At 36.9% G+C, this 21,769-nt stretch carries 21 protein-coding genes; 3 read left to right on the top strand and 18 right to left on the bottom strand.

The annotated features are described in order from the left end of the window. Window positions 1-47: 47 nt before the first annotated feature. Both Q8Q95_03855 and Q8Q95_03850 read left to right on the top strand, forming a co-directional pair. Window positions 48-755 carry a YidC/Oxa1 family membrane protein insertase gene (locus Q8Q95_03855; protein ID MDP3764726.1) on the top strand — a complete coding sequence of 236 codons (708 nt, stop codon included), beginning with the start codon at window positions 48-50 and terminating at the stop codon, window positions 753-755. 95 nt (window positions 756-850) lie between these two features. After that, a complete protein-coding gene (locus Q8Q95_03850; protein MDP3764725.1) occupies window positions 851-1,306 on the top strand; it encodes a R3H domain-containing nucleic acid-binding protein in 456 nt (151 codons plus the stop codon). A gap of 131 nt (window positions 1,307-1,437) precedes the next feature. On the opposite strand, the gene Q8Q95_03845 is transcribed toward Q8Q95_03850, so the two are convergent. The 14 genes from Q8Q95_03845 to Q8Q95_03780 all read right to left on the bottom strand — a co-directional run bounded on the left by Q8Q95_03845 (window position 1,438) and on the right by Q8Q95_03780 (window position 17,674). Beyond that, window positions 1,438-2,574, bottom strand: coding sequence for a hypothetical protein (locus Q8Q95_03845; GenBank protein MDP3764724.1), 1,137 nt, complete (start codon window positions 2,572-2,574; stop codon window positions 1,438-1,440). Continuing rightward, window positions 2,575-3,519 carry a pilin gene (locus tag Q8Q95_03840; GenBank protein ID MDP3764723.1) on the bottom strand — a complete coding sequence of 315 codons (945 nt, stop codon included), beginning with the start codon at window positions 3,517-3,519 and terminating at the stop codon, window positions 2,575-2,577. After that, window positions 3,516-4,352 carry a hypothetical protein gene (locus tag Q8Q95_03835; GenBank protein MDP3764722.1) on the bottom strand — a complete coding sequence of 279 codons (837 nt, stop codon included), beginning with the start codon at window positions 4,350-4,352 and terminating at the stop codon, window positions 3,516-3,518. The genes Q8Q95_03840 and Q8Q95_03835 overlap by 4 nt, the downstream gene beginning before the upstream one ends. 3 nt (window positions 4,353-4,355) lie before the next feature. After that, window positions 4,356-4,757: a hypothetical protein gene (locus Q8Q95_03830; GenBank protein ID MDP3764721.1), complete on the bottom strand. Its 402-nt coding sequence runs from the start codon at window positions 4,755-4,757 to the stop codon at window positions 4,356-4,358. 113 nt (window positions 4,758-4,870) lie between these two features. Continuing rightward, window positions 4,871-6,631: an ATP-binding protein gene (locus Q8Q95_03825; protein ID MDP3764720.1), complete on the bottom strand. Its 1,761-nt coding sequence runs from the start codon at window positions 6,629-6,631 to the stop codon at window positions 4,871-4,873. A gap of 5 nt (window positions 6,632-6,636) precedes the next feature. After that, complete coding sequence (locus Q8Q95_03820; protein ID MDP3764719.1) at window positions 6,637-7,305, bottom strand: TraC family protein; 669 nt, start codon at window positions 7,303-7,305, stop codon at window positions 6,637-6,639. A gap of 121 nt (window positions 7,306-7,426) precedes the next feature. Beyond that, complete coding sequence (locus Q8Q95_03815; GenBank protein ID MDP3764718.1) at window positions 7,427-7,705, bottom strand: PrgI family protein; 279 nt, start codon at window positions 7,703-7,705, stop codon at window positions 7,427-7,429. A 72-nt stretch (window positions 7,706-7,777) separates the two neighbouring features. Next, the gene (locus Q8Q95_03810; protein ID MDP3764717.1) at window positions 7,778-8,137 is read right to left on the bottom strand and encodes a four helix bundle protein; all 360 of its coding nucleotides are present in this window, start codon (window positions 8,135-8,137) and stop codon (window positions 7,778-7,780) included. Window positions 8,138-8,209: 72 nt separating this feature from the next. After that, window positions 8,210-8,896, bottom strand: a complete 687-nt coding sequence (locus tag Q8Q95_03805) for a hypothetical protein (protein MDP3764716.1) — start codon at window positions 8,894-8,896, stop codon at window positions 8,210-8,212. Between the two features lie 9 nt (window positions 8,897-8,905). Then, a complete protein-coding gene (locus Q8Q95_03800; protein MDP3764715.1) occupies window positions 8,906-11,173 on the bottom strand; it encodes a hypothetical protein in 2,268 nt (755 codons plus the stop codon). Continuing rightward, the gene (locus Q8Q95_03795; protein MDP3764714.1) at window positions 11,173-13,785 is read right to left on the bottom strand and encodes a hypothetical protein; all 2,613 of its coding nucleotides are present in this window, start codon (window positions 13,783-13,785) and stop codon (window positions 11,173-11,175) included. Before Q8Q95_03795 ends, Q8Q95_03800 begins: the two co-directional genes overlap by 1 nt. A gap of 3 nt (window positions 13,786-13,788) precedes the next feature. Continuing rightward, window positions 13,789-14,574: a hypothetical protein gene (locus tag Q8Q95_03790; GenBank protein MDP3764713.1), complete on the bottom strand. Its 786-nt coding sequence runs from the start codon at window positions 14,572-14,574 to the stop codon at window positions 13,789-13,791. Window positions 14,575-14,732: 158 nt separating this feature from the next. Next, window positions 14,733-15,611, bottom strand: coding sequence for a 16S rRNA (adenine(1518)-N(6)/adenine(1519)-N(6))-dimethyltransferase RsmA (rsmA, locus tag Q8Q95_03785; GenBank protein MDP3764712.1), 879 nt, complete (start codon window positions 15,609-15,611; stop codon window positions 14,733-14,735). A gap of 131 nt (window positions 15,612-15,742) precedes the next feature. After that, window positions 15,743-17,674, bottom strand: coding sequence for a UvrD-helicase domain-containing protein (locus Q8Q95_03780; GenBank protein MDP3764711.1), 1,932 nt, complete (start codon window positions 17,672-17,674; stop codon window positions 15,743-15,745). 436 nt (window positions 17,675-18,110) lie between these two features. Here Q8Q95_03780 and Q8Q95_03775 point away from each other — a divergent pair, with 436 nt between their 5' ends. After that, complete coding sequence (locus Q8Q95_03775; protein ID MDP3764710.1) at window positions 18,111-19,178, top strand: M23 family metallopeptidase; 1,068 nt, start codon at window positions 18,111-18,113, stop codon at window positions 19,176-19,178. A 62-nt stretch (window positions 19,179-19,240) separates the two neighbouring features. On the opposite strand, the gene Q8Q95_03770 is transcribed toward Q8Q95_03775, so the two are convergent. The 4 genes from Q8Q95_03770 to Q8Q95_03755 form a co-directional block, all read right to left on the bottom strand. Beyond that, window positions 19,241-19,501: a type II toxin-antitoxin system RelE/ParE family toxin gene (locus tag Q8Q95_03770; GenBank protein ID MDP3764709.1), complete on the bottom strand. Its 261-nt coding sequence runs from the start codon at window positions 19,499-19,501 to the stop codon at window positions 19,241-19,243. Beyond that, window positions 19,498-19,776 carry a hypothetical protein gene (locus Q8Q95_03765; protein ID MDP3764708.1) on the bottom strand — a complete coding sequence of 93 codons (279 nt, stop codon included), beginning with the start codon at window positions 19,774-19,776 and terminating at the stop codon, window positions 19,498-19,500. Before Q8Q95_03765 ends, Q8Q95_03770 begins: the two co-directional genes overlap by 4 nt. 39 nt (window positions 19,777-19,815) lie before the next feature. Further along, window positions 19,816-21,333, bottom strand: a complete 1,518-nt coding sequence (locus Q8Q95_03760) for a YifB family Mg chelatase-like AAA ATPase (GenBank protein ID MDP3764707.1) — start codon at window positions 21,331-21,333, stop codon at window positions 19,816-19,818. Between the two features lie 87 nt (window positions 21,334-21,420). Then, window positions 21,421-21,768, bottom strand: coding sequence for a TraR/DksA C4-type zinc finger protein (locus Q8Q95_03755; protein ID MDP3764706.1), 348 nt, complete (start codon window positions 21,766-21,768; stop codon window positions 21,421-21,423). Between the last annotated feature and the right edge of the window lies 1 nt (window position 21,769).

The following is a 21,769-nucleotide window of genomic DNA, read 5'->3' as shown; positions in this document are numbered from 1 at the left end:
ACATTAGAAATTGATTAGATATTAGTAATTAGACATTAGATATTAAAGTGAATATTTTCAACGAATTTTTATATCGCCCCTTATTTAATCTTTTAGTTTTTTTATACAACACCATACCCGGTTCCGACATTGGCCTTGCCATTATAGCTGTAACGGCGATTGTTAAACTTGTTTTTTGGCCCCTGACCGGCAAAGCTGTTAAATCCCAAAGGGCTTTGCAAGAAATTCAGCCGAAAATCAAAGAAATTCAAGAAAAATATAAAGATAATAAAGAAGAGCAGTCAAAAAAGTTAATGGCGTTCTATAAAGAGAACAAGGTTAACCCCATGTCTGGCTGTTTGCCCTTGTTGGTCCAAATTCCTATTCTTATAGCTCTATATCAAGTCTTTCTTAAGGGGTTTGATCCAAATAGTTTATCGGATCTTTATTCTTTTGTTAATAACCCAAATGTTATTGATCCTATGTTTTTTGGTTTTGTTAATTTAGCATTGCCGAACAGTGTTTTGGCTATATTAGCCGGCGTGAGCCAGTTTTTTCAGGCTAAAATGACGATGCCCAAAAACAGTAAATTGCCTAACGCACCCAAAGCCTCCGATGAATACATAACTCAAGCCATAACCAAGCAAACTCTATACTTTTTGCCAGTGTTTACTGTATTAATTTCTTGGAAACTGCCTTCGGGGCTTGCTCTTTATTGGGTAGTTACAACTTTGTTTACCCTACTTCAGCAGTATGTTATTATGCGTAATCGCTAATATAGCCAATAAAAGCTAATATACGAATTGACGCGAATATAGCTAATTAAATCTATTGGTATATTAGTTTAGATTAGTCATATTGGCGAAAACTCATGGAAAATGCAGAAATAATTCGGGAAACTATTTTAAAAATATTTAGCTTTTTAAATATTGAACCGGAGCTAACTATAGAAAATAATAATGGACGGATAAGAGCCAATGTTTCTATTACTGAAGCAGGGTTTTTAATTGGCCGAGACGGAGAGAATCTAAAATCTTTTCAGTATATAATATCTTTACTGGTGGCTAAAAAAACTGGAGATTTTTCTATATTCTCCAGTTTTGTTTTTGATATTAATAACTACCAAAAAGAAAAAGAAGATTATTTGGTGGCTTTAGCCAAAAATAGCGCCCATAAAGTTTTAGAAACCGGCCAAGCTGTAGAACTGGGAATTATGTCGGCCATGGAAAGAAAGATAATACACTTAACAGTAGAACAGATTGACGGGGTTAAGAGTGAAAGTGTGGGCGAAGGAGAGGAAAGGAGAGTAGTAATCAAACCTGCTTAAATACGAAATCCCAATATCGAAATCCGAAACAATATCTAAATACCAAATTATAAATTCTAAACGGTTTTGGATTTGGGATTTTGAACATTGGAATTTGTTTCGAATTTCGTATTTCGTGCTTTGAATTTTCTTTAGAGCGTCAAACGATATAGACGTCCATCTATCTTATTTATAAAGAAAAGGTAGCTCTCGTCTGGCACTAAAAACAAATTTGAAGCATCAAAAGACCCGTCTATAACTTTTTGGATTTGGCCGGTTTCGGTGTTTATTCTCACAATTTCTTCGCCGTTGGAGCGCACGCGTCTTTTGTAATAATCGTCGGGCATTACAAAAATATCTGGGTCGTTAACTTTAAAAACAGAACAAAATAGAATTCTTTCATCTTGGCCCCACGAACATTTTTCGGGCAGTGTAAACAGGCTGATATTTCTTTCTGTTTTTTTGTCTAGGTTAATACTAGAAAGTTTTAAATTGCGCCCATCGGAATTTGTTCTGGAAACTAAAACTTTTTTACCACTGGGTGAAAAATTAGTAGTTAAACCGTATTCCCCGCCCAATACACGGGTGTTTTTTTTAGTTTTAATATTTAACACATAAAAAATGCCTTGGGCCACGCCGGACGGTCTTGTGGTTAGGGCAATGTTATCGCTGTTAAACCAATCTATTTTAATATCGGGTATTTTGGTTGGAATAATATCCCTATTTTTTGAAAAATCGTCATAACTTATAGCTATTTTTTTGCCATTTCTATCGGAATAAACAATAACTGCTTCTTTATTGCTATTACTTAAAGAAACATCCTCTGTTTCTTGAGACAGGGTTTTTAGGGTTTTGTCGGTTACATTATAAATTATAAATCTATTGGCGCCCGAAGCTAAACTATATTTAAAAGACAAAAGCTCTCCGGATTCTGAAACATTAACCTCACCGATTCTGTCTACAGCCACTAGGCCAATTTTGTTCTTACCCGCGCCGTTTAAATCTATTTGGTTAATACTGCCGTCCCAAGCCGCGTAAACAATTTTACTTACCCCAGCTTCTTGGTCGATTATGTTTAAGCCCGCGCCTAAAACAGCCTCTTCGGTTATGGGAATTAACCTTTCTTTGGCACTCGGAGTTACTTCTCCGCCTAGTAATTCTTCATCTGTTACAGTTGCCGGTGCTTCAACGGTTTTTTTAAAGAAAAAATAATATATACCCAAACTTATTAAAGTTAAGCCTAAAATTACCGATAAAATAATTAGAAGTTTTTTACCTTTTTGACTCATTTATTTTTTTATACACTTTTTAGTTGTTAGGTCGCATTCTGTTCCAATACCACGGCATTCATTGGCGATATCTGTTCTACAATCTTCGCCTAGCGCTTTGTAAGAACTACACTCGCCAGGTATGTTTTCAGCTAATTCGCCAGAAGATGTTTTAAAACATCTTTGTTCACTAGAACACTGATTTCCTGGTCCGCATATTGATCCCCCAGCTGTTTTTGTTCCAGCGACACAAACTTTTTTTTCGTCGTCACAAGTTAAATCATCACCACATTCAGAATCTTTTCCGCATGCATGACCAGCTTCATATCCTAAAAATAACTCGCTTGTGTTGGTGCATACACCACTAGATGCTCTGGGGTTTTTAGGGTCTCTCACGCACTCAAGAAGGCCTTGGCAATCAAAACTAGACCCACAAGATTCTCCCACGCCATGTTTTTTAAAAAACAATTTATTCCAAAAATCTAATATACCACTGGGTGCGTCGGTGCCAAAGTTTACGCCCGGGTTTTTAATGTTAACCAGTTGCGGGTTTATAGTTTTTAAAAATAAATAAGAGCCTAAAAGTATAACGAGTCCTGTTATAGCGCCGGTGATCCACTTTTTAGCCTCGCCTATTCTGGTTTGATTGTCGCCGCCCGTCATCCATAATAAGCCCGCTCTAACAAAGGCGTATATTATGGCGAGGCCCACCAGAGCTTGGGCCAAAAGAAAAATATATTTTATCCATTCAGCCGGCCCCATAGAGTCGCCCACTTCCGCGCCTTGAACTGTGGGAAAAGAAACCTCCAGCGCCGAAGACGAAGACGACAAAATTACAAATCCCAAGCAACAAATTACAAACAAATTCCAATATCCAAATCTTAATACCCAAAATTTGTAATTTAAAATTTTGAATTTGAGATTTGTTTCGTGCTTCGGATTTCGTGCTTCGGATTTATTTATCATTTAATTATATTTATATTGATTGTGGCATTAGCACTGTCAAAAATATTATTTTTTTGCTTATTATTTTTTAATTCTAGGCGTAAATTAGAATAAGCGCCCGGTAGGGCTGAAGAGGAAATGTTCAAAGGCAGAATATCTTTTCTGGGGCCAGAATTTTTATCGGCTTTGCCGTTTAACTTCCATATAAAATCTAAACCATCCAGATTAAATAAATTAAAGTAAAAGGGGCGAACCAATATATTAGTACTGCTACCCGGTTGGAGTTTTAATGAACCAAAAATTGAATTATTAAAAATATTGTTGTTGATTATACTAAAATTAATTTCTGGGCTTACTGTTTTAATATTTAAAGAAGCACTACCCTTGCGCCCATCGTTGTCTTGGGCAAAAACCCTTAACTCGTGTGTAAACTCTGGAGTTTGGAATGTAAACCAGTTAAAGGTGCTTTTACCCCGGCCTTGAAGTTCGGGACCCTCTTTGTTAGAAGAAATATCGTCTATTAACCAGGTATAAACTAAACTATCGGGGTTGGGCACGTCGGCCATAGCGTAAAAAACGATAGACGATAAAGAGCTGGGCCAGGCTTTACCTTTATAATCGTAAGGCAATAAAGTATTGGCTTTCCAAACTATATCTAAATTAAAGTCGTTGCCTTCTGCTCGCTCTTCCTTAAGAGCTGTTTCTATTGTAGAGTTTATTAAATTTTCTACCTGCTCAATATCTGTATCGCTAACTTGATCTAGATTTTCTTGAGCCAAAGAAAAAATAGGCACTGTTATTATAGAAATAGTTATAACTAGAATCGTAAATAGTTTTGTATGTTTTAATTTCATTATCTAAGATGATTTATTCATAATGCTTAGCACCTTTTCCATTTTCTTTTTTTCTCTTTGATGAGCTTTCCAAACAAACAACGACCAAAACGAGACAGCCGATAAATATGGCACAAATTCCGCTATAGCTTTGCCGATGAGTCTTTTATAAATATATCTTCTGGATAGGTTTAAGTTAGTATTCACATAAGTATAAACTAGAGGCACCATAAATGTATTTGTTATTGTGCCTATTATACCAAAAGTAACAACCCACAACGCCTCTATTATATCTAAAGTATCTTTAGTTAAAGCGGCGGCAAAAATCATAGTTGGAAACACTGGTTCTTTAATATCGCCGTTTTTAACGCCCTCAATTTCTTCTTCTGTTAAGCCCTCGGCTTCTAATTCGTTTTGTTCATCCATTTTAAAATGTCTAATATCTAATTTCTAATATCTAATCAAACCAAAATGTCTAATGGCTAAGTTCTGAAATTAGGCATTTAAGCATTAGAAATTGATTAGAAATTAGGAATTTGTCATTTCTGTGCTTCGGCTAGTTCTTTCTTAGCCGCTTCTATTTCCAATAATTGCGCTGGGTCGGATGTAATAACTTGATCTTCGGTATAAGAAGCCACCACTTTTATAGCCGCGCGCTTTAAACCGGCTAAAAATATGCCTTCGCCCACGCTGGACTCTAAAAGTAAAAACTTTTCTTCATCGGTTAAATTAAATGTTTGAGCCACCGTGTCTATGGCCGCCGGCGATTGCTTTAGCAATATTTGCAGGGCGGAATTGGTTACAATGGGCTTGCCGTATTGCGATTTCATAAAATCTTCCACGTCTTGGGTTATAGTGGTAAGCCCCAAATAATATTTACGGCATCTTTTGGCAATGCTAAATAAAAACGCGCCGGCTTCTTGATGTTGCATCATCCACCAGGCCTCGTCCACCACCATTATTCTTTTCTTTCTTTGCGCTCTTATTAAGTTCCAAACATAGTGCAATAAAATATACATAGCCACTGGGCGAAGTTCTGGTTCCAGATCTCTTATAGAAAAAACAACTAAGTTATTGTTTAAGGCCACATTGGTGGGTTGATTTAAAAAGCCAGAGAATGTGCCTGTCACATATTTTTCTATGCGAATGGCTAATTTTTCCGCGCCCTGCATGTTTTTTAATACGGTATGCAGGTCGCCCATTAAAGGTACCTGTTTGCCCCGCCAATCCGAATTTATGCTGATATCGCGCGAAGCATAGGTTTCGGTTAAGGCTTTGTCTATAATTGAATCTTCTTCGGGCGTTAACTGGCCCAACATTACTTTTAATAAGCCGGTCAGCTCTATAATATTAGCTTTTAAAACTTCGGCTGGGCTTTCATCTTCGCTGGGTATAGTTAAATCAAACGGATTTATATGGTTAGCAGAAGTTAAAGAAATATTTACAAAAGTTCCGCCCACTACATCGTTTAAGTATTTATACTCGCTTTCTGGGTCTATAATTATTACATCGGTGCCTAGCATTAAGGAACGTAAAACCTCTAATTTAACAGTATAGCTTTTGCCCGAACCGGATTTAGCAAAAACAACCGTGTTGGCGTTTTCTAAAGAGAATCTATCAAAAAGTATAAGGCTGTTATTGTGCCTGTTTATGCCATAAAGCACACCTTTGTTGGAGGTAAGATCGGCTGAAACAAAAGGAAAGAAAGAAGAAAGCGGGCCAGTGTTTAAGCTATTATAAACCTGAAGCTTATCTAAATTTAAAGGCAGGGTAGAGGTATAGCCTTCTTGTTGCTGGAACACCGCAACTTTAGAATATATTAATTTTGATTCTAATATCGTATTTACTCTGCTTTCAACATCATCCAGTTCTTTTACGGAACTAGCATAAAAAGTAAGATATAAGCCGGCCCGAAAAAACCTTTCAGTGCCTTGTTGCAGTTTATCGCGCAAAGATTCTAAATCTTGGTAAGCTGTTTCTAGCATGGGATCGCGTATAAAACCCCCCTCTTCTTTTTCCGACATCTGCGCGCCGATCTGCGCTGTTTTTTTGGTTAGTTTTTTTAAAACAGGACCAGTTTCGGAGGGTTGAATAAATAAAGAAACATCAAAAATTTTATCTAAGTTAATAATAGGCGAAAACCAGCCCACGCTCAAAAATCTAGGGTAATTAGCCACAAATATTGTTCTAGAAAATTTCTCGCCTATCTGCAAATTAGAAGGATTGACCTGTAAAGCCGGCGGGGCTAAAAGATCTTCTAGGGTGCCGGCCGAGGCGATTTGTTGGTTTTTCGGTTCCATATATTTTATCCTGATTTTTTAGCTTCATCCCCTGTGGCAATTAAGGCCTCCATATTCTTTTGCTTAACTTCGCTGCCGGGGTTATACGATGTATACAAAAGCTCGATTAAAGCTTCTTTTTCTAAGGGTATCGCTTTTAAACCCATAGAACTTAACAAACTGGTAACTTGGTCTACTCTTTGTTGAATTGTATTTTTTTGTGTTTCAAAGTTTAAGTCTTTTTGATCTTGAACGCCTTTTTTGTTTTTAGAAAAAAACTTAGAAAAAAACCCTGTTGCTAGAACGGCCACCGTACTTAGGGGAATTATCACATAAAAGAACTTAGACATAACATTGGTTAGCTTAATTAATTCTTGTATAAAATTAATATATTCAGAAGTCTGTATTTTTAAGAGCTCGTTGGTTTGTATGCCGATTCTTTCGTTTAGAAATTTTAAATATTCAGAAATATCCAGTTTTCTGGATTGAACCAAAATTTGAACAGGAAAATCTATGGAATTTATAAAACCCTGAAAGCGGTCGATTATGGCTTCTTGTTCTTCGCTGGATTTTAAAGCAAAGTTTATGGAAGATACCATCAAAATAGCTCTTAATCCCCCATTTTTTAAAACAACAAGACCATCTTTAATTTCTTTGGTTTCTATAAGTTGGTGGGTTGAAGAAGTATTTGCCATAATCTCTAAATTCTAATATCTAAATCCTAAACAATATTTAAATCACAAATTCTAATTTGGTAAATTGGCATTTGGAGTTTGTTTAGAGTTTCGGATTTAGTATTTATAATTTGATTGTTTATCATTTCTTCTTCCACAAGTATAATTGTGGCTTTAAGGAAAATTTAATAAACGACGATAAATATTTTAAGGCTGGTAGGCCCTTAATTTTGCCAAAAGCCAAAACCAGAGCCGCTAAAGCCACAGGGAAAGAAAGAATAAACGCAAAAGTGGTGGTAAGAGTGCTAAAAAATATAAAACAAAGTACACCGGCCACCGCCACAAAGCCAAACTGCTTTAGGGTTAACGGGCCGATTATTTTATCTTCCATTTCTATAAATTGTGGAACCTGAAATTGCATAATATGTGTGTGAAATACTAAATTCTAATATCTAAATCCTAAACAAATTATAAATCACAATTTACCAATAACCTATTTTGATTTTTCTAGGATTGAACCAAATATTTTCATAAGCTCCGTAGATTCCTTAATCAAACTTTCTTTTTCAAGTAGGTTGTCTTTATTCGGCTCTGTTAGTATTAGCCAGTATCTACTTTCTTTTGTTTCTTTTTTGGATATCTTAATTCTCATCATAAAGTCTTTTCTACCAAGGGATTCGTTAGCTTCTATATAGTTTGCTCCTACTGATCCACCTGATCTCACTAATTGTTTGCCATTCTCTATGTTAGTTATTGTCCTTGATAACTTACGGACATATTCATTTACTCTTTGGGCAAATTTTAACGTCCTTTCTTCTAGGTCGTAATTATTCTTGTTTGTAATTTGGTTCATTAGTGTTTGTTTAGAGTTTCGGATTTATGATTTAGGGTTTTTGGATTCATTTGTCATTTATATATTAGTGTGTTAACTAAAAAATCCATCGTACTTATTATTAACTCTCTTCGTCATTTTACTTTTCTTCAGGTTATTTGGTCTTATATTGCGAGAAAAATAAAACGAGGCGGGCTTAGCTGGAGGGGGTTGCTGTCTAATTTTACTTAACACCTCATCTCTTCTTTTTTGGGCATTATCGTAACTAGGTTGATAGGCCGGTGGTGTAAGTTTAACAGGTTGCTGTGCCACGCCGTAGCCTCTGGCGAAGGGTGGGCGGAGTAGGGGTATTTGCTTGTCCTTCGTAGCTTTAGCGAAGGAGGAGGATTTCGGATTTTCGGTAGAGGTTATCCCATGCACTTGCATCAAACTTGTTCTGACCGGCTGGAAGATGGCTTGGTTAATATCTTGAGCAATGGCTTGGGCTTTTTGAATATCTACATTTAATTTATTTTTTAATTCGGCAATAAAGTTTTTAATGGGCAGTTCACCCAAAAATATTAAGCCGATTATTCGTGAAACTTTGCTGACGTCGCTATCGACTAAATCATATTTTACCTTAGCAATATCCCAAACGCTATTTTCGGTTTGCTCGCTTTCAAAAGCAGTTTGCAAGTCTTGGGGCAACTGAAACAGAACAGAAAAGCGTCTTCGGGCCACTGGGTCCGAAACTTGGTTTAGTTGTTCTATTTGGTCTAATGTTAGTTGTTGGCTGTTCATATTTTTATTTTATGGACCTGCTGGAGGTGGTGGTGGAGCTGCCGCTAAGGGATCAGGCATAGTATTTAATGTTTCGTTGGTTATGACTTGTTTATAAATACTGTCTTTCCATTTACCTTTCATGCCAGGAGCCACAAGGCTAAGATATTTCATAAGTTCCAAATGAGCAGCCTTATTTTTGGAAGCTAAAGAATTTAAGTTGCCCTGGGTCATAGTGCCCGCTTTTTCAGACTCCTTAGCCAAAAAATCAAGCAACATTTTTTGCCCCGTTCGGCCAGATACTTGGATTTGTTGAGTCATAAGATCTTTCATTTCTACCGTGTAATTTCTCATTAGGTTTTCTTCGGCCGAAGCTAGTCCTTCTATTATATGTTCAAGACGGGTAATGTCAGCGGCGTTATTTTGGTTTCTTGCGGCTGCAAGTTGAATTTCCAGTTCTTTAATTTCTCTATTATTGCTTTCGATGTCTGTTTCATGTGTTTCTTTTCTTGTTTTCATATCACCACCAATCCTATCGTATTGTGTAAGTTGTACTGGATCCAATTTTCCTTTTGTATCAAAGGCTTCTTTTTGAATACCTGCAATATCAGCAGATGTTTTAAATATATCCTCATTAAGTATTTTATGAATATCGGCTTCTTTAGCTTCTGGTGTTGCGAGGGTTGAAATTTTGTTCCATTTAGCCTGTACGGGTGGTGGAGCATTAACATCGCGCCCAATCATTTTTTGAACATTTTCGTTTAAAGCTAAGTCTGGACGTTTTTTTATAAGATCAACTACACTTCCGCCAAAGTTTTGAAACGTCTGAAGCATACTAAGCCATTCCTTCTCAAATTCAGGTTTTTGGTCCAAAGTAAATTGCCCCTTGTCTATTAAATTCTTTATTAAACCAGCGCGTTCAGCTAAACCTTCGGGCGTAAAAGCTGCTTGTTTTAATTTAACTTCTATATCGTTAGGACGGAGCTTAGCAGTTTTGCCCGCAGCATCATTAAGCGCCTTTTGTTGAGCCGCAAACCTTGTGCCGGCTCCGCCAATAGCTCGGCCTATTAGTGGCTTTTTTTCTAAATATTCTAAGCCTCTAGCTATACCTCTGGTGGCCGCTCCTGTTCCCGCAAGCCGATCAGCCATTCTCAAGGCGGTTCCGCCAACCAATCGTGGGCTGGTTTTTAACTTACCTTCCGCCCATTTTCTGCCTTGTTCGGCCCAGCCCACCACCAATTTACCGCCGTAAGTGCCCGAGGCTTTGGCCTGCTCTAAGCCGTACCATAAAATGCCAATCACCAGAATAAACTGCATTATTACCGAAAAACCCGTAGATGGAAAAAGTACTTCCCAAAATCCGCCGGCGTCTCTTAGGCTGTCAAAATTGCTACCGCTAATATCATTTATAGTGCTTTGTTCCAGCGAATTAAATGTAGACCCAGCTATCAAGCCCAGCATCAAAAAAAAGCTTATAGAAACAGGAAAAAATACAGCCAGGTTAAAAAATTTGCCCCACCATTCGCTAAAGCGGTTGCTAAGCCCCGGCACGCCTTTAATTCCCGGCAAGGCCGAGCTTACCCAAGCCAAAGGCGAGATTATAATTAAAATCCACAATTTTATTAACCTAGATATCATAACTCCCGCGTAAGCCAGTAATATAAGAGCAATAACCACGTACATTATAAGCTGGCCGATGGAGGCCATTATTAAAGATGTTACAGGCGAATTGCCGCTGACGTTGTTTCTTAACTGGGCGATGGTGCCGGCGCGCAAAGAACTTAAAATAGAGGCGCTCACGTCCAGTTCTTCGCTAGTATTACCGCCAGAAATAAAAAATTTAGAAACAGAATTGCCAAAATCAATTACGGCGGCGCAGATTATCAAGCTAAAGTTAATGGTTAAAGCGGCAATAACCAGTTTGGGTATAAGTTTTTTCCAGCTATAAGTTTCCATACGCAAAACCGTGCCAAAAGCTATAAGCAACATTATTAATATAAAAAACATATTGGCTAAGTCTCGGCTGATGGTCCAGCCGATTTGAACCACGGGTACAGTGGCGAAAGATTGAAAACTAAAAACATAATTTACTATAGACCCCGCCGCGGTTATTAATAACATTCCAAAAAAATCTATAACCAGGGAAACTATACCCAGCACAATGTCCCAAAATGAATCCATGGCCAGACCCATTAAAGTCCACTGCGCAAAAGCCATTTTTGGTACAAACAAAAACAAGCCAACAAAAGTTAGGAGTTTAAAATAATTTTTCGTAATTAAATTTATTAGCTTAGGCATTATTTGCAGGGAAATTTATTTGTAAAATAGTCATCAATTAAGACCGCATAAGCCAACTGAAATCTATTTTTATAATATTTTTCCCACTCGCTTTCTCCACCAGTAACTCCCAATTCCTTTCTTTTTTCTGCTATGTTACCCACCTCGTTTTCGTCTTCTTTTGTTAGGAAATTACCAACTGTATTAGTTACATCTGTAGAATATGAACTAGCTCTGCTTTCTTTTTCTTCCAGCATTTTTTCTATTTGTGGAATATTTATACTCAAAGCGTTAGCTACAGCATCAGAAACGCTTTCTCCGTTTTTAATAAAATCTACTGAATCTAAAACAGCTATTATTTTAATTAGTTCTGGTGTAGGTATCCTAGAACGAATATAAATTCTGGTGTTTTCTTCCAGTTCTATAACTTCATCTTTTGAGAGTTCCGAAAAATTTTCGGTATTAAGAGAAATATAATTTGACGTTAAATCTGGGGCAAGTGATGCCAAACCTCTTAAAGAGCTTTCTATAGCGTCTATAGCTATTTCTATTATTCTAATTTTAGCGGCAACTTTATCTTTTTCTGTTATAGAGATGTTTGAGTCTTTTAATATTGTTTCTTGGTCTAAACGCCATTTATTTCTGGCTTCAAGCTGTTTTTCTAATAGAACAGATCGCTTGGTTTTGAGTTGGTTTTCATCACTAGATTCTAAGGCAGATAAGTAGTCTTGCATTGCTTTTATAGTGTTAGTTTCTCTTAGCGCTTTGTCGTAATCTGTAAGCAAAGAAGTAAGCCTGCTTGTGCCATCAACTACTTCCGACACCTCCTTTAAGTCCTCTTGAAAGGTTTCTGCAATCTTTTTTGAATTTGATATAGATTCTGCATATGCTTGAGCCGTTGTTTTATTTATACTTTTTGCCGACCCAGCCACTATTAGTCCGTTAGTCGTTAAGTAGCTGCTTTTCCAAGCATCAAAAGATGTCATTTTTGTTGGTTCTACATCTTCAACATTTTGGGTAAACGTTCCATCATATGTAAGATATGTAAAAGGTGCACGAGCTCCAGTAGGAGAAGTAAGGGTTTCTGGGAGCCAAATAAAAACTTTACCATTACCATCCGTGAATGGCAGTGCTTCTTTTTTAGGCGATGCGTAGATTCGAATATCTGGGATACTGGCAATTGAACAGCTTTTATTTTCTATGTCTTCTAGCTTAGTTTCTATTTGTTCCCATAAGCCACCAATTACATTATAAAAAACTTGATTAGCCACATATGGGCCAGGGTTCTTTGGTTCATCGTTGTAATTTTTTCTGTGGTAAAGCCTATCAATAACATCATCTGTTTCGTCAGTTTCGCCACCCAAATTTACACCCACAGTAGAAAGTTTGATTGCTGTAATGTCATTTTTCAGCTTCTCTTTAAAATTTTCAGCTTGTTCTTCGCTTCTTACCAAAGAATTTATTTGGTTTATTAGTTGGCCCGCTGTATTTTGAAATCCTATCAGTCTATTTAATAAAGAAATTACCTCGGGACTTTCAAAGCCTAATTGGCTTGTTTTTATAGTATCCAAACTACTATATGTTCCACCATTAGCTTTACTTGCCGATGTCCATGATCCATTGCCAGTTTTTACGTTAGATAAACCATCACGGGCAACTTTATTTATATAAGCATCTAAAACAGCATTAACTATTTGACTAAGTTCAGTAGCATTTACTATACTGTCTAAACTTCCCTTTAATAATCCTTGTGTAACAAAATCCCCAACAACACTTCCTGGTGTTACAGTTTCTTCTTGGATACATGTTGCGTTTGGCGGTAGTTTATCCATATCTATTGGTTTTAGGGGTTTTACAGGATCCGATATCCCCACACCAGTAAAACCTTGAAATTGTGGAGAGTCTGGACTTATTAAATTTCCTTCCGAGTCTATGGCATCGCCACTTATTGTATATTCGGCACGAATTGTATATACCGCGCACTTTTTCTGATCCAAAAAACCTTTGCCAGCTGAAAGCTTGGCTTGGGCTGTATTTCCGGCAAGAGCAACTTCCTGGCCTATAAGCTGTGTAGAGGCCAAGTAGACTCCGGGTAATGTGTTTCTGGTTTCGTGAAGTTTTAACCAAGATGTCCAGCCGCCATCCTCAAAATTATTAGCAAACTTTTCCATATTTTCTTTAACGTCCGTCCAGCTGCAACGTAGCTGTTCTTCCCTTAAAAATTGGGTTTTGTTTACTAAAAATTGTACGTTAGCTTTAAATGGAGAACAGATGTCGGTTCCGTGTTGTCTAAAAAATTTATCTATAGTTGATACTGCTGCAAACGTAGCGTTTTCTTTAATAAATTTTCCAGGATTTGTTATAAATCTTGGATCTCCGTTGCCTTGCGCCCAATTAACCAAATCATTTTGGATCTGGATCAACATTCTTTTTCTTAGAGCTTGAAAGGCAATTTCACCAAATTTTCCAAGCTTTTTTTTAAATGCGTCTGCTTTTCTTTCTACGTCTTTTAGAGTTATGGTAACGCCAAAAGGAGCAAAAGCATCTACTTTTTTAGGTATTAATAGAGAAAAAAACATAAACAATATTAAAGTAACTAATATTATTTTTTTGTGTTTTTTATTATTTTCCATTAGTTACTTTAACAAAAAATATTTTTGATAATCGCCAAAAGTTTTTGTCCAAAACAAAACAACTTCGTCGAATTGGTTTAGAACAATCAAGGTTTTTAAAGGGTCTTCTTCTCGGTTAATCATTGCTTCCGCAATTTTTTTTGCAGAGATGGCACTTAACAAAATATTTTTGTGAAGTTCGGTATATTTTTTAGGAACACTTACTTCTGAAAGTTTTCCAAACGATATGCTTAAGGTTTCGGAGTAAGTTGTAAGATTATTTATAACTTTCGTTTCGGATATGTTCTCTAAATCAACATCTAGAATCTTGTTAATGGCACCATATATATTTGTCGCGTCTTTTTCGGTATCGGTAAAATATTTTTTATAATTTAGTTTTGAATCTGATACTGTTTTAAAAACAGAAGTCGGTATTATAGGAAGTAAGTTGATTTCGTTTGACTTAAAATAAGGCAAAACCGTTTCTACCATAAAATCAGAACTCTCAGCTTTTCTGACAGCTGCTTCAGATATGCCAGTGGCAGAAACCATTGTGCTTAAAAAATCATCTGTTAAGTTTTTATCTTCGGGCGCGACATAAGCATTTTGGCTTTCTTTTTCTTGTTCGTTAAGTGTTAAAAGTTCGGCTAACAGTTCGTCGCTCGATTTCCCTGCCGACAGCGGTGTAGAAGCTTCTTCTTCGCCATAGCTAACCGTGGTTCTTAAAACCAAATAAGCGCCACCAAAAATACCCAACAAAAAAACCAAAACTAAGCCAAGCCAAAAGTATTTTCTCGGGTGATTAATCATTAGGTAAATTTTAACACTATTAGCGAGTTTTTACGTCTGCAAATTTATTAATGTTTTCCACAGAAAAACAGCAAAAACATTAATAAACTATGCTAACTAGGAGTTAGCTTTCTAGGTTTTTAGGAATTAGGAAGATAATATTTTAGAAAACTAGGAAGCTAATATCCTAATAAGCTAAAAAGATTGACAAGGTCTTCCTTGCCCAAGTTTTGAGCTCGTATTTTTTTATCAAATCCAAGCTCTTGAAAGACTGAATCTAATTTAGCATGAGCTGGCGATCGCTGACTCGTGCTAACTAGATATTTTCTTAGATTATTAAAAAGCGTCTGCCGCGGTTGCCTAAAAACCATCTTCAAAAACTCTATAAATTCCTCATTATTATTGATATTGATTCCAACCGTATCACGAGCATACGATCGTATGCTCGGTGTATATTGGTACGGGGTTAGTTTAATCAAGGCTGAATCTACTTTAGGTTGAGGCCAGAAGTTTTCTTTACCTACTTTAAATAAAATTTTGGTTTCGGCCAGAAACTGCACTAGCGAAGAAAGAAAATTAGCTTTGGGTGGTTGCGCCGTTATCCTCTCGCCCACTTCTTTTTGAACCATAAGTATTAATTCCGATGGTTTATTAGCCGAAAGCAGAAATTTTTGAATCAGCTTGCCCGTTAAATAATAGGGAATGTTGGCGATTACTCTATATGGCGATTTGATCGCCATTTCATCAAAACTCAAAATATCTTGTTCAATTACCTTTAATTTTTTTTTAGAAATTAGAAATTGGAAATTAGAAATTAACAGATGAACTAATTTAGAATCCTTTTCTATTGCTACCACTTTTGCCCCTGTTGCCAATAACGCCATAGTTAAATTGCCCGTACCTGGTCCAACTTCTAAAATAGTTTCGCCCGTTTTAATCTTTGCCTCTAAAATTATTTTCTCTATAATTTCTTCGGAAACTAAGAAGTTTTGCCCCATATGTTTAATTGGGCGAATGTCGGCTGATTCTAATAACAATTTATTTTTTCTTTTTAACATATTTTGAAATATCTAATATCCAATTTCTAATATCTAATCAATGTCTAATTCTAAAATGTCTATTTTAAGGTTTGATAATTAGGCCTTAGGATTTGATTAGAAATTAGATATTAGTAATTAGAAATTTGTTTTTATATATCCAACACCTCTTCTCCTGCTTGGTATTCTTCAAACTCCACCAATCTTACTGGTATATCACCCAAAAAACGTGAAGGCAAGGCGGGTTCACTTTTACCATATATGCTTCTTCGGCGCGTAAAAACAAAATAGGCCTTTTCTTTAGCCCGAGTTAGGCCCACGTAAGCCAGACGGCGTTCTTCTTCCATTTGGGTTTGGTCAAACATGCTTCGTGCATGTGGTAACAAGCCTTCTTCGGCACCAATAATAAACACCACAGGAAATTCTAAACCTTTGGCCGAATGTAGTGTCATTAAATTTAGCGTGCCGTTTTCTTCCGAAATATCGTCGGCCGAAGTTGTTAAAGTTATTTCTTCTAAAAAAGAAGAAAGCCCATCCGGTGTTTCTAAAACATCAAACTTAGTGACCACGGTTATAAGTTCTAAAATATTTTCCCAACGGGATTCGCCTTCGGCCGTGCCATCCAAACAATATTTTTTATAATCTATTTTTTCTAATAAAAATTTTATTAACTCGGAAACTTTTTTATTAGCCGATTCATTTTTAATCTCGTTAATTAAATTAAGAAAGCCTTCGAACTTAGTATGTTTAAAGACATAAATATGTTCGGCTAAAAGTATTTGGTTTAGCGTGGTTTTGCCAATCCCGCGCGGTGGCACATTAACAATTCTTTTTAAGCTGATTAAATCTTTTTCGTTTTGAATAAATCGCAAGTAAGCAATAATATCTTTAACTTCTCGGCGTTCGTAAAATTTTATAGCACCCACCATTCGGTAGGGCCAGCCAGCCCTTATAACGGCTTCTTCTATGGCGCGAGATTGGGCGTTGGTGCGGTAAAGAACAACAAAATCATTTAAATCCCGCGCTATTTCTGATTGCGTCCTTAATATTTTTTTAATTTCTTCGGTCACAAAAATCCCCTCCTCTGTTTCGTTGCTCGTTTGGATTATTTTAATTTTTTCGCCCCCGCCCCGCTCGGTCCATAATTTTTTTTCTGTTTTAAAAACATTTTTGGCTATAACCGCGTGGGCGGCATCCAAAACATTTTGAGAACTTCTATAATTTTCTTCTAAAAAAATTATTTTTGTGCCGGGATAATCTTTTTCAAAATTAAGCATATTTCTAAAATCGGATCCTCTAAACAGGTATATCGATTGCCAGTCGTCGCCCACCACACAAATATTTTTGTGTTTTTGCGCTAACATCTTTAACAAAGTGTATTGAGCATGGTTGGTGTCTTGGTATTCGTCTACCAAAACATATTTAAACTGGTTTTGATATTTTTCTAATATAACAGGATTATTTTTTAAAACTTTAACCAGCAGTAAAAGCAAGTCATCAAAATCTAAAGCATTAGCTTCTTTTAATCTCGCTTCGTATTTTTCGAAAACTTTAGCTATTATTTTTTCTCTAAAATTTCCTGCTTTTTCAGCATAAATCGTGGCATTAACAAGTTCATTTTTTTGGCGCGATATAGCCGAATATATACCATTGGCTTTAAATTGGTCTGGGTCTAAGCCGAGTTCGGCTACAATTTCTTTTAAGAGAGAGAGTACGTCGCTTACGTCGTATATAACAAAATTTTTGCCATAACCAATATTATCTATTTCTCGTCTTAAAATTCTGGCCGCAAAAGAATGGAAAGTGCCTACAAAAGTTGGTAGTGGATAGTTATTAGTCAGCAGTTTATTGATACGGTTTTTCATTTCCCCCGCAGCCTTATTTGTAAAAGTTAAAGCTAAAATATTTTCCGGGGAAATTCCTTGTTCTATTAAATAGGCAATTTTGTGCGTCAGGGCTTTGGTTTTTCCGCTTCCTGCGCCCGCAATTATCAAAATAGGGCCATCTATAGTAGTTACCGCTTCGCGCTGTTCTTTATTTAGAGAGTCAAGAATATTAGACATCACAAAATTATAGCAGATCATAATAAAATTTCTAATTACCAATTTCTAATTTCTAATCAAATCCTAATGCCTAATGATCAAATTTTAAAATTAGCCATTTTGGAATTAGTCATTGATTAGATATTAGAAATTAGACATTTCCTAGCCTTGTGTTTTGGCTGTAGTCTGTGGAATATCCTAATTGACCTTACTTCTCAAAAAAGCTAGTATTTACCTACAACCCTGCCCACCAGGGTTTTGTGCTTAAGTAAGCTTGTTAGGCCAATACCCACCTATTTTGGGGTTAGAATAGTTATCTAAACCAGATTAGTTAAGTAAAGGTCAATATCCGATTAGTATTTGGTATAAAATTTCATCTTTTTTTGAAAATCTTCTGACTGCTCTAAGGGGTAAGCGAGTTTTATTTTTAAGTTTTTCTTTGTCTAAAAAGCTGGTTTATATACTAGCTTTTTTTGTTATGTTTTTTTCTGTCTCAATTTTGTTTTTTTCTGGCAATGATTCTGCCAGTTTAGATTCGGCTAATAAAAATATAGTAGAAGAAATAGATACCGAAGACGAAAGTTTTATTAAAAAAATAATACCTCAAGAATCTCCCGTAACTTCGGCTATTCTTTTTGCCGGTAATTTGGAAAGTAAAATTAGCGGTATTTTCCGTGGCACAAATTCTAACGGCGCTTTAGGCGGTCCAGACGAAAGTTTAAATTCTGTTAGTTTGGAAACCGTGGGCAACGCTTTAGTAGCGCAAGGCTCGGTGCTAGCCATAATTCCAGCTAGCGCCGAAGGTTCTCTGTCCGATGGCAACATTCTTACTTACGAAGTTGAATCGGGCGATAGTTTGGAATCTATAGCAGATGATTTTGGAATTTCAGTGGCTACTCTGCTTAGCGCTAATAACTTGCCTAGGGGCACAAAATTAAAAATTGGCGATAAACTTTCGGTTTTACCAGTTGATGGTGTAAGGCACACGGTAAAATCTGGAGACACTATTAAATCTATCGCCATTAAATACAATGCCGATGAAGCTAGAATATTGGCTTTTAACGATTTACCGGACGACGGCAAAATAGTGTCGGGGCAAATTTTAACAATTCCTGGCGGCGAATATCACGTACCTATAAGCGCAAAATACGCTCCAGCCAAAAATCCGCCGGCCGAAAGTTTGCCAAATCTTACGGGTTATTACGGTTACCCGTCTAATGGGCGAAAAACATTTGGTTTACACAGATTTAACGCCGTGGATATTGGTGGGCGCGAATGGTGCAACACACCGCTTTATGCTTCGGCGGCGGGTACAATTATTACAGCCGATGCTCAAGGCTGGAATGGTGGCTACGGCAAATATATAAAAATAGCTCACGATAATAACACTATTACTCTTTACGCTCACGCTTCGCAATTATTAATTAGCGAAGGCCAATTTGCAACTAAGGGCCAAACCATTGCCTTGATGGGTTCCACCGGTAATACTACAGGTTGCCACGTGCACTTTGAAGTTAGAGGCGCCAGAAATCCTTTTGTGAATTAATATTGAAAGTAGTAATTAATATATAAAATAAAAAACCGCTGGGCGAACCATGCGGTTTTTGTTTATTGGTATAGATGATTATGGCTATCAACAGCTACAAAGATGGCTGCGTCTTTAGTATTTTGTTTATATATAGCTCTTAAATCGCCGCTTATGTTTATGCTTCTATAACCGGCATATTTACCTTTAAGCGGATGATTATTTAGGCTAGGGTTAAATATATCCACCAGAAAAAGTTCTAGCCTTTCTTTTAATTTAGATTTCTCGCCCGCTTTTAATTTCTGAAACTGTTTTTTGAAATTTCTATGAAAAAGAATAATCATAGAGAATTAAGATATTTTATAGCCTTGTCGGCCGAATCAAAAGCTGGCGACAGGTTCTTTTTTATCTGTATATCTTTTTCAATGTCGCCTAAAAGCCTTTCAAATTCTGGTGTCATTTGCGGAATATGGGAAAAATAAACCTCGCGGCTACGGATAAAATTTCTTAAGGCCGCATTCATTACATCGCTCAAAGATAAGCCCAAATCCTTAGCTAGTTTTTGAACTAGGTTTTTTACTTCTTTTTCGGTTTTGATGTTTATTACAGTTTTTGACATATAACCAAAGTATATACAATGGTTAGTTCTACGTCAATTCTAACTCTGTGGTCGATACTGCAAAGCCTCGTTAATATGGTCGGGGGCAATATTTTCCGATTCGCCTAGGTCGGCGATGGTGCGGGCGAGTTTTAAAACTCGGTGGTAGGCGCGAGCGGAAAGATTATATTTATAAACCGCGGTTTTGATAAGCTCTTGGCATTGTTCATCTATACGGCAAAATAGTTTTATATCTTTTAACCGCATTTCGCCGTTGGTGGCGAAAGAAAAATTTTTATATCTTTCACGCTGAATTTTTCTAGCTGTTTCCACTCTCTCCCTAATTTTATTAGAAGCTTCGGCTACGCTTTCCGAAGCTAATTTTTCGTATTTTACCCTAGGCACTTCCACATGAAGGTCAATCCTATCTAATAATGGGCCAGAAATTTTACGTTTGTATTTTTGAACCTGAAAAGGCGTGCAGACACATTCTTTTTGCTGGTCGTTTAAAAAACCGCAGGGGCACGGGTTCATAGTAGCGGTTAAAATAAACTTGGCGGGAAAAGTTAAACTGCCTTTTACGCGCGAAACCGTAACAACGCCGTCTTCTAAGGGTTGGCGCAAGCTTTCTAAAACGTCGCGATTAAATTCTGGAAACTCGTCTAAAAACAAAACACCGCGGTGCGACAAAGTTATCTCGCCGGGGCGGGGTATACTGCCTCCACCCACTAAAGCTGCGGCCGAAGAAGTATGGTGGGGCGATCTAAATGGCCGAGTTCTTATTAAAGGTTCTTGGTGGCTAATTAAGCCAGCTACCGAAAAAATTCTTGTAGTTTCCAAAATTTCTTCCTTAGTCATAGCTGGCAATATAGAAACTAGGGCTCTTGCTAGCAATGTTTTGCCGCTTCCTGGCGGGCCAGACATAAGCACATTGTGGCTACCGGCGGCCGCAATTTCCAAAGCGCGTTTAGCAAAATCTTGGTCTTTAATAAAAGCAAAGTCGTGTTCATATTCTTGTTTAATAGGCTCGAGTATAACTGGATCTATGGGTTTTATTATTTTTCTTTTAGAAAAATGCTCGCAGGCTTCGGCTAGATTCTTTAACGGATAGACAGCTAGGCCATCAACTAATCCCGCTTCTTGGGCATTTTCTTTGGGCACATAAATTTCTTTGGCGCCATAGGCTTTGGCCATAAGCGCTATTGGCATAACGCCAAAAACAGGCCGAATAGACCCGTCTAAAGCTAATTCGCCTATAAATATCTTTCCTTCAGGGTTAAAATTAATCTGCCTAGAAACCAAAAGATAAGCGAGAGCAATGGGCAGGTCGTATTTTGGCCCTTCTTTTTTTAAATCGGCCGGAGCTAAATTAACAATTACCCTGCGGTTAGATTGATTGGGCGGAATTAATTTTGTGTTTTTTATAGCCGCCGAAACTCTGTCTTTAGCTTCTTCTATGGCTTTATCTGGCAGGCCTACAATATTAAAAATATGTAGACCTCGAGCCATGTCTACTTCAACTTCTACGGGTTGGGCCTCTAAGCCGACTAGGGCGGCGGAATAAATTTTACTGGGCACGATTTACAAAATAAAATATAAAATATAAAAAATCAAAATTTGATATTTTTATATGTATTTTTAATATTTACTATTTAATTTTTGATTTTAATGTTGAACACATACTCTCGCTGCCGGTTCAGCTCTTAATCTTTCAACATCAATCGCTTCTCCGCATTTTTCACAAATACCAAAAGCGTTATTTTTTATTTTTTCTAGCGCATCGTTAATATCTTGCAACCTTGTTTCTAAGTTATGTTCCATAGGTAGCCGTGTGGCGTATTCAGTTACTTCTTGAGCATTTTCATCCCAACCATCGCCTAAGTTTTCGTAGTTAGCATCCCAATCGCCTTTTACGTTTTTGTCGGGGTGAGCAAAAGTACCCAGCTCTTCGGTTAAAGCTTTCTTTTCTTTTTCTAAAAGCGAGCCTAGCTCTTTCATTAGTTCCTGATTCATA

This window comes from bacterium (assembly GCA_030697795.1).
GTDB lineage: Bacteria > Patescibacteriota > Minisyncoccia > JACQLN01 > JACQLN01 > JACQLN01.
This window is presented reverse-complemented; position numbering and strand designations above follow the sequence as displayed.

Excerpts from the sequence above, each read along its gene's own strand:
- Q8Q95_03840 (MDP3764723.1), bottom strand. The coding sequence starts at position 3,519 with ATGATAAATAAATCCGAAGCACGAAATCCGAAGCACGAAACAAATCTC.
- Q8Q95_03810 (MDP3764717.1), bottom strand. The coding sequence starts at position 8,137 with ATGAACCAAATTACAAACAAGAATAATTACGACCTAGAAGAAAGGACG.
- Q8Q95_03815 (MDP3764718.1), bottom strand. The coding sequence starts at position 7,705 with ATGCAATTTCAGGTTCCACAATTTATAGAAATGGAAGATAAAATAATC.
- Q8Q95_03775 (MDP3764710.1), top strand. The coding sequence starts at position 18,111 with ATGTTTTTTTCTGTCTCAATTTTGTTTTTTTCTGGCAATGATTCTGCC.
- Q8Q95_03780 (MDP3764711.1), bottom strand. The coding sequence starts at position 17,674 with ATGATCTGCTATAATTTTGTGATGTCTAATATTCTTGACTCTCTAAAT.
- Q8Q95_03850 (MDP3764725.1), top strand. The coding sequence starts at position 851 with ATGGAAAATGCAGAAATAATTCGGGAAACTATTTTAAAAATATTTAGC.
- Q8Q95_03830 (MDP3764721.1), bottom strand. The coding sequence starts at position 4,757 with ATGGATGAACAAAACGAATTAGAAGCCGAGGGCTTAACAGAAGAAGAA.
- rsmA (MDP3764712.1), bottom strand. The coding sequence starts at position 15,611 with ATGTTAAAAAGAAAAAATAAATTGTTATTAGAATCAGCCGACATTCGC.
- Q8Q95_03800 (MDP3764715.1), bottom strand. The coding sequence starts at position 11,173 with ATGCCTAAGCTAATAAATTTAATTACGAAAAATTATTTTAAACTCCTA.
- Q8Q95_03795 (MDP3764714.1), bottom strand. The coding sequence starts at position 13,785 with ATGGAAAATAATAAAAAACACAAAAAAATAATATTAGTTACTTTAATA.
- Q8Q95_03845 (MDP3764724.1), bottom strand. The coding sequence starts at position 2,574 with ATGAGTCAAAAAGGTAAAAAACTTCTAATTATTTTATCGGTAATTTTA.
- Q8Q95_03790 (MDP3764713.1), bottom strand. The coding sequence starts at position 14,574 with ATGATTAATCACCCGAGAAAATACTTTTGGCTTGGCTTAGTTTTGGTT.
- Q8Q95_03770 (MDP3764709.1), bottom strand. The coding sequence starts at position 19,501 with ATGATTATTCTTTTTCATAGAAATTTCAAAAAACAGTTTCAGAAATTA.
- Q8Q95_03825 (MDP3764720.1), bottom strand. The coding sequence starts at position 6,631 with ATGGAACCGAAAAACCAACAAATCGCCTCGGCCGGCACCCTAGAAGAT.
- Q8Q95_03805 (MDP3764716.1), bottom strand. The coding sequence starts at position 8,896 with ATGAACAGCCAACAACTAACATTAGACCAAATAGAACAACTAAACCAA.
- Q8Q95_03820 (MDP3764719.1), bottom strand. The coding sequence starts at position 7,305 with ATGGCAAATACTTCTTCAACCCACCAACTTATAGAAACCAAAGAAATT.
- Q8Q95_03765 (MDP3764708.1), bottom strand. The coding sequence starts at position 19,776 with ATGTCAAAAACTGTAATAAACATCAAAACCGAAAAAGAAGTAAAAAAC.
- Q8Q95_03835 (MDP3764722.1), bottom strand. The coding sequence starts at position 4,352 with ATGAAATTAAAACATACAAAACTATTTACGATTCTAGTTATAACTATT.
- Q8Q95_03755 (MDP3764706.1), bottom strand. The coding sequence starts at position 21,768 with ATGAATCAGGAACTAATGAAAGAGCTAGGCTCGCTTTTAGAAAAAGAA.